General features: G+C 63.4%; 1 protein-coding gene. It reads left to right on the plus strand.

Annotation, left to right across the window (positions count from 1 at the left end; translation table 11 throughout):
• Positions 1 to 279: iron-containing alcohol dehydrogenase (locus ACZYSM_RS29575; protein ID WP_489077236.1), on the plus strand; the 279-nt coding region annotated here is incomplete at both ends.

Genomic DNA, 279 nt, shown 5'->3' on the forward strand with positions numbered 1-279 from the left:
CCGTTGCTGGTTACCGACAGTGGCCTGGCGCGTTCTCCGATCACCACGGCGGCGCTGGACGCCTTGCGCGCCGCTGGTCTTGGCGTAGCGCTGTTTTCTGACCTCAAGCCCAATCCGGGTGAAGCTAACCTGGTGGGTGGGCTCAACGCTTATCGCGCAGGCTTTCACGATGGTGTGGTCGCCTTCGGCGGTGGCAGCGGCCTGGATATGGGCACGCTCATCGCCTTCATGAGCGGCCAGACCCGACCGGTTTGGGATTTCGAAGACATCGGCGACTAC

Source organism: Pseudomonas sp. F220 (assembly GCF_057813935.1).